This is a genomic window from Spirosoma sp. (assembly GCF_048594605.1).
GTDB lineage: Bacteria > Bacteroidota > Bacteroidia > Cytophagales > Spirosomataceae > Spirosoma.
In genome coordinates this window covers 23024-29239 of sequence record NZ_JBMDWV010000149.1, presented here as the reverse complement: position 1 = coordinate 29239, position 6216 = coordinate 23024, and the positions used below count along the sequence as shown (strand labels likewise).

At 46.0% G+C, this 6216-nt stretch carries 5 protein-coding genes; 3 read left to right on the top strand and 2 right to left on the bottom strand.

Features of this window, described 5'->3' with window-relative positions; translation table 11 throughout:
* Nucleotides 1–1235 precede the first annotated feature (1235 nt).
* The gene (locus ACOJS8_RS09665) at nt 1236–2750 is read right to left on the bottom strand and encodes an amidase (protein ID WP_420148331.1); all 1515 of its coding nucleotides are present in this window, start codon (nt 2748–2750) and stop codon (nt 1236–1238) included.
* Nucleotides 2751–2874: 124 nt separating this feature from the next.
* Here ACOJS8_RS09665 and ACOJS8_RS09660 point away from each other — a divergent pair, with 124 nt between their 5' ends.
* A complete protein-coding gene (locus ACOJS8_RS09660; RefSeq protein ID WP_420148330.1) occupies nt 2875–3801 on the top strand; it encodes a DUF389 domain-containing protein in 927 nt (308 codons plus the stop codon).
* A gap of 66 nt (nt 3802–3867) precedes the next feature.
* Here the strand turns inward: ACOJS8_RS09660 and ACOJS8_RS09655 are convergent, their stop codons facing one another.
* Nucleotides 3868–5436, bottom strand: a complete 1569-nt coding sequence (locus ACOJS8_RS09655) for a M61 family metallopeptidase (RefSeq protein WP_420148329.1) — start codon at nt 5434–5436, stop codon at nt 3868–3870.
* Between the two features lie 142 nt (nt 5437–5578).
* On the opposite strand from ACOJS8_RS09655, the gene rpmH reads away from it, so the two are divergent.
* Nucleotides 5579–5746, top strand: coding sequence for a 50S ribosomal protein L34 (gene rpmH / locus ACOJS8_RS09650; protein WP_405513662.1), 168 nt, complete (start codon nt 5579–5581; stop codon nt 5744–5746).
* 66 nt (nt 5747–5812) lie between these two features.
* Nucleotides 5813–6202 (top strand): ribonuclease P protein component, encoded by a 390-nt coding sequence (gene rnpA, locus ACOJS8_RS09645; RefSeq protein ID WP_420148328.1) that lies wholly within the window; start codon nt 5813–5815, stop codon nt 6200–6202.
* Nucleotides 6203–6216: the final 14 nt, after the last annotated feature.

Below are 6216 nucleotides of genomic sequence, written 5' to 3'. Positions count from 1 at the left end.
TTCTTTTTGTAGCAGATTCTTCTCAGAAAGAATCCCGTAAAGGCGGACCTATTTTTTACATTTTCATAGAACGAAAGGTATTCAGAACGCTTTTTGTAAAAACAACCTCATTCAACCTGTTGCGAAATTCAGCCGCCGATAACCGATTAATCCTAGAGAGCATATGCGACGCAAAATCATCTTACACCAGCGTGTGCAGCGCTTATAATAGTGGCCGAAGCAATTAATAGCTCATGCCCACATATGATAAAATACTCAATAAACATACAGGATTATTCTATAGCTGTTCCGTATGTCGTAATCAAAGGTTGCAGAGCTATCGATGCTTAATAAGAAACAGGAACACTCGGATAGTGGCTGGTTAATCGGTTTGTATTAATCACACGTTGGAAATACCGTTAAAGCCAGGCAGAGAAACGATTTTGAACGTAGCGTCTTTAAAAGAGCATCCCTAATTATTAACTAGCGTTCAGCTGGTAGATCGTCGAGTTTACAAAATTGCCTATAGACAGTTAGCCTAAGGTGGGTTCTTGTTGATCATTATTATCATACTGTTGACTGAAATGCTACAGTTCTTTTCTGTTTACCTTAGCCAATATTGCATATACATATGTTATAATATTTAATTCATAAAGCTGCCTTTGCTTAGTTTGAGCCTTTATTACTTAATATAAAGTATACTGGCTGCGCAACGCCTTTTTAAAAATCTAATATGAATCTAAATATGTATTGACATATATGGCAAATATATATCAATATAATCAAAAACTAACAAATATAGATATGAATAAAGTTAAATTTTAACTAGTTTAAACTCTCAATAGCTGATTAGTGCTCTATCATTAACAAATTATATACATATATTATCATATTAAAATATATTTATAAATAAGTATTGTATACTAAAAGAGACCGTTCTTTAATGGGCATGAGATTTCAATACCTAATGGTACATTGTCAGCTTGCATGCTTAAAAGAAAGGGTTATTACTTTGAAGAAACTTCGTTCTGGATCATACTGAGAAACCGAATTCCCTGAAAATATCATAGTAAGACGGGGTAGCCTGCTCCGCGTCACTAATCTTAGCTGAATTTATTTCCTGCTATATCCCGGTTTATTCCTCTAACTTATTATTACAGAACAACTCATTATTCGAACCTGGGATGGTGGCTATGATACCGGTAAAAAACGTCTGGATAGTTAGTTGTGTGAACGTAACGTAGTACAGTACGTCTCTACAACACTGGTCGTTTACCAAACCAAGGTTTTTCCTGCTCCAGTTGCCCGGCAAGCCGAAATAACGTGGCTTCGTCACCAAGTTTGGCGGCAAACATCACACCGATTGGCAATCCTTCAGAAGACCAGTGCAGGGGGACAGACATAGATGGCTGACCAGTCATATTCGTAATAACGGTGAATGAAATGTATCCCAGCGACCGTTCGGCCAGGTCGTTTACCGTTTTGCTGCCGTTCAGGTATTTCAATCCGCCAAGTGAATCAACCAGTTTTAGTAATCGCTGTTCTGAAGCCGTATTCTGAAACGTACCGATAGCAATTGGCGGACGAGGTAAAGTTGGCGTCAGAAACAGATCGTAGGTCTCATGAAGTTTACCCATTGTTCGGTTAAGTCCATTCCATCGCCGTTTCTGATATGCTACGTCGGCTGCCGAAAAGCCCTCGGCCAACCGAGCCTGCGCCCACGTATTCAGCTCTACATCGTCGCGCCGAACCGGGTGGCCTAAGTAAGTCCCCATCTCGCGTAACAAACCGGCCGTTTCGCTCAATACGTTCAGGAAAAAGGCTTGTGTAACAATGGTTTTCTCATAAGGTAACGAGACTTCTTCAACTGTATGACCTAATCGTTCCAACAAACCGACCACTTGCTCAACAGCCTTAATGCATTCCGGGTCAGTGGGTTGCGACTCAATCAGGGTCTGCGTTGAAAAAGCAATCCGAAGTTTTCCGGGCTCTCTGCGCACTTCCTCACCAAATGGGCGAACGGGCGGACTAATGCTGTATGGGTCCCCTGCCAAGGGGCCGGAAATCACATCCAGAAAACCTGCACTATCCCGAACGCTACGTGTGAGGACGTGACCCGCTACGGCTCCATTCCACAATTCGCCGTACTGAGGTCCCATCGTAACACGGCCCCGCGAGGGTTTCAAGCCAAATAAGCCACAACAGGCCGCCGGAATCCGAATGGAACCGCCCCCATCCGTAGCGGTTGCCGCCGGAACAATACCAGCCGCTACAGCGACAGCCGATCCACCACTTGACCCACCCGGCGAATGCGTTAATTTCCAGGGATTTCGAGCCGGGCCATACAGTTTCGATTCTGTGTAAGGTGTCAGCCCGAATTCAGGCGTGTTGGTTTTGCCGAAAAATACCAGCCCGGCCGCTTTTAGTCGCTTGATTACTTCACTATCAATAGTTGATACGTAATGCTGGTATCCCCGACAACCCATTTTTAAAGGCGTACCAGCCCATTCCATTTCCAGGTCTTTCAGCAAAAACGGTACGCCCCGAAATACTCCTTCTTTCGGCAAATGCGCAGCCATATCCCGACCTTTGTCGTATAAAGACGTAACAATAGCATTTAGCTTCGGATTGACGGCTTCAGTTCGGGCAATGGCCGCTTCTAATAACTCAGCAGGCGTTACGTCACCCCTACGAACAAGTTCGGCCAAGGCTGTTGCATCGTTTTTGACGTATTCTTCAAAAGACAGAGTTGGCGTACGCGAAGTTTGCATGGTTTAGGTAGGATTTAGGCTGGAATGTACTCAAAAAACAAGAGAGGAAGGTGCACCTAACAAGTTTTTACAACCGTCGGCCATTCGTTGACGTTACACTCTATAAAAGTAAGTTACGCTCTTTATGCACCGCACCTTAGTTGTATCATTACCTACCGATTGCACAAGTCAGTTAATCAGCCAGCTCGAACCACTCGAATCTGTTGTTAGCCTATCTGTTCAATATAGAAGCTCAATTAAACCCGCCGGCGACATTTTAACGCTTCAGGTGTTGAACAAAGGGATTGACGAAGCCTTACGACAAATTGCGGCTGTTTGCAAAGGGACGCCCTACTCAATTGCGACGGCCGAACAAGCCAGCATCATTGATCCGAGCCAGGCCTCACGGGTTGAAGATGATATTGATGAAGCCATTTGGGAAGAAATGGAAACTGGTCTGCGCCATCAATCGAGAGTGACCAATAATTACCTGGCGCTCATGGCATTGGGCGGGATCATGTCGACGGTGGGATTAGTATCGGACCCCGTACCACAGGTGATTGCCTTCACAGCAGCTTCGATTGTTGCACCAGGTTTTGAACCAATCGCCAAAATACCATTAGGTCTCGCTTTGAACAATTTTCATACCGTAAAACGAGGACTGAAGTCCGTTGTGATGGGGTATGGGCTATTGATTCTGGCATCGGTGCTAACCTTCGCGTCGTTACGTTGGCTGGGCGCTACCAATGTTGATAAATTTGTCAAGAATCAGGCCGTGGAGATGATGTCAAACCCCTCCACTAAAGATGTTATCGTCTCCATCTGTGGTACGTTATCGGGCGCTATTATTATTGCTTCATACCGACGTAGCATCATTGCTGGTGCATTGATTGCCATGGTAATTATTTCAGCGGCCGCCATGATTGGCGCTGCTATTGCCTGCGGACAGTGGAATCTGGTACGTGAAGGTGCCGAACGGTTCGGGTTGGATGTATGCCTGATTATTGCCTCCTGCTACGTAGTGTTTATAACGAAGCAAAAGTTTTTGCACAAACGTAAACCTATTGTTTGATTATTATCCGTTTCGGTCAGATAGCAGGAAGTTATTTTTATTCAACCAGAACGTACTACAGAGGCATCATTTCGCCACTACGTTCTTGCCTGATTTTTCTTCAGGCACTAGTTCGGCCTGTCCTTGGTGAATCGACTCAGTCAACGCTCCTCCAAACCACTTTGCCCGGTGCTGGCAGCTAATTTCATCATCTAGCTCCAGAAGTCGAATACCGCCCGGTTGGTCAGCGCCAGGCTCTTCATACACAATCTGTAGCCCCACCCAGGCCAAATATTCGTTCAGTTTTGGTTCAAGCGGCTGGTTGCCAAAAATGCATAAGCTGTAATACCATTCCAGCGATTCGCCAGCTACGTCCTCGGTTATAGCCTGGTAATCCTCCAGGGTATAACCAACGAAAGGCTCACCGAACCGTTGCCACATACGCAGCATAACGTCATTTAATGAGCGGGCGTGGTCAGTTGCTCTTCGAATGTGTAAATCCAGGATCAGCGCGGCAATGGCACCTTTGTGATAAACCGAAACTTTGCGGTCCGGTACGCCTTTATCATAGCCATCGAGCCACAAATCCCATGACGATTCGACCAGCGACTGAAACGCTCGACCATTGTTTTCGAAATGACGCTTGAACAATACCTGCAATTCTTTCAGATACGCTTCGTCCGTAAATACGCCCGACTGACGTAGCATCAGATCACCGTAATACGTAGTAACACCCTCGGCGACAAAGCAGGTCTGGAAATAGTTTTCCTGCGTAAAATCGTAGGGAAGCAACTCCGCTGGCCGAATGCGTATGATGTTCCAAGCGTGAAACAGCTCATGCGATGACACCCCCAGCAAATCCTGATACAGGCCTTCTCCTTCGTCGTTCGGACCGAGTACAAGCATCGTTGAATTACGGTGCTCGACGCCGTGATAATACGGTACGGTTAATACGATGGTCAGAAAATGGTAATCGGTTTCGGGGAATTCGCCGTAGAGGTCGAGTTGCTTTTTAGAAAATCGACTAAAATCACGAACGATTCGCTCAGCATCAAACGATGGATTCCCGTCCGTTCGCCAGCCACCATGAATCCAGACGTGAAACCGAACGCCATCCACTTCATAGGGAATGTGCTGAAGCGAAGGAGCCGCAATCAGCGGACAATCAACCAGTTCATAAAAATCAGACGCCCATAACGTTCCAGAGCTCGTTTGTTGTAATCCGCAGGCAATTGTCCATCCATCCGGAATATCCAGTTCCAGCGTGCAGGACTCGTCAATACGTCCTTCGGCATACAGGCAAAGGTTTACTGGATTTACGTACAGGCACGTATCATTCACAAAACTACTGCCCGCATTCAGCAGATTCGGGGTTGGTAGCAGCGCGTAGTAATTATACCGGGCAATCAGTTCAGTTGCCCCATCCACCTGAACCCGCCAGCGATCTTTCGTAATTTTCTGAAAACGTAACGGATTGCCTGCCTCATCCACAATTGAAAACCGCTGAATATTTTTTGCGAACTGCTGTAACTCATAGCGGCCCGGTCGCCAGGCTGGCAACTGCAGCTCAACTGTCGACGTAGTGATGTTGGTCAGGTGGGCTTCAACGGCAATGTAATGCGGGAGAGTCGGGTCGGCAGACAAGCGGTAGTGCATAATGCGGCATCAAGGTGGTTCAGATAAAGTAACGTCCAATATATCAAATCGTTTTTATAAACTCAGGCTTGATAAACTGCGCTGATTCTTCTATCTTTGCGGACTCATTTGGAAAATAACGATTTTTTAGGCAAGATAGATCATGAAAAGAACGTACCAACCATCGAACCGCAAGCGGAAAAACAAACACGGTTTCCGTGAGCGGATGTCTACCGCTAATGGCCGTCAGGTTCTGGCGCGCCGTCGGGCTAAAGGTCGCCACAAGCTGACCGTATCAGACGAGAAAAAAGGCGAACGCTTTAAAATCTAGTCGGTAGTCGTCAGTCGCTAGTGGCTGTTTAACCTATCGACTAACCAACTGTTGACTATTGACTTTATGCCGCAAACCTTTACGAAATCGGAACGGCTTTGCAGCAAAAAAATCTTAGGTGAATTATTTAAAAAAGGTAGTGCGGCCGTTGGGACGTTCTACCTTTTTCCGTTTCGGGTTCTTTATCTTCCCCCATCAGAATCCTCTTCCGAAAGCAACGTAACGTTGCCCGCTATTGTCATTACGGTACCGAAACGAACGTTTAAGCGGGCCGTTGACCGCAACCTCATTCGTCGGCGCGTGCGGGAAGCGTACCGGCTCAATAAACATTTGTTCAGTCAGCCCACTACGTCCGCTGCTTCCATTGCCTTTTTGTATACCGCCAAACAAATAATTTCGTTTGAAGAGATAGAAAAAGGTATGAAATTAGCTTTACAAAAAGTCGGCAGTCGTTAGTCAATAGTCCTGGT

What these genes read in the sequence shown, in the direction of transcription:
- ACOJS8_RS09665 (WP_420148331.1), bottom strand. Translation starts at nt 2,750, where the DNA reads ATGCAAACTTCGCGTACGCCAACTCTGTCTTTTGAAGAATACGTCAAA.
- ACOJS8_RS09660 (WP_420148330.1), top strand. Translation starts at nt 2,875, where the DNA reads ATGCACCGCACCTTAGTTGTATCATTACCTACCGATTGCACAAGTCAG.
- ACOJS8_RS09655 (WP_420148329.1), bottom strand. Translation starts at nt 5,436, where the DNA reads ATGCACTACCGCTTGTCTGCCGACCCGACTCTCCCGCATTACATTGCC.
- rpmH (WP_405513662.1), top strand. Translation starts at nt 5,579, where the DNA reads ATGAAAAGAACGTACCAACCATCGAACCGCAAGCGGAAAAACAAACAC.
- rnpA (WP_420148328.1), top strand. Translation starts at nt 5,813, where the DNA reads ATGCCGCAAACCTTTACGAAATCGGAACGGCTTTGCAGCAAAAAAATC.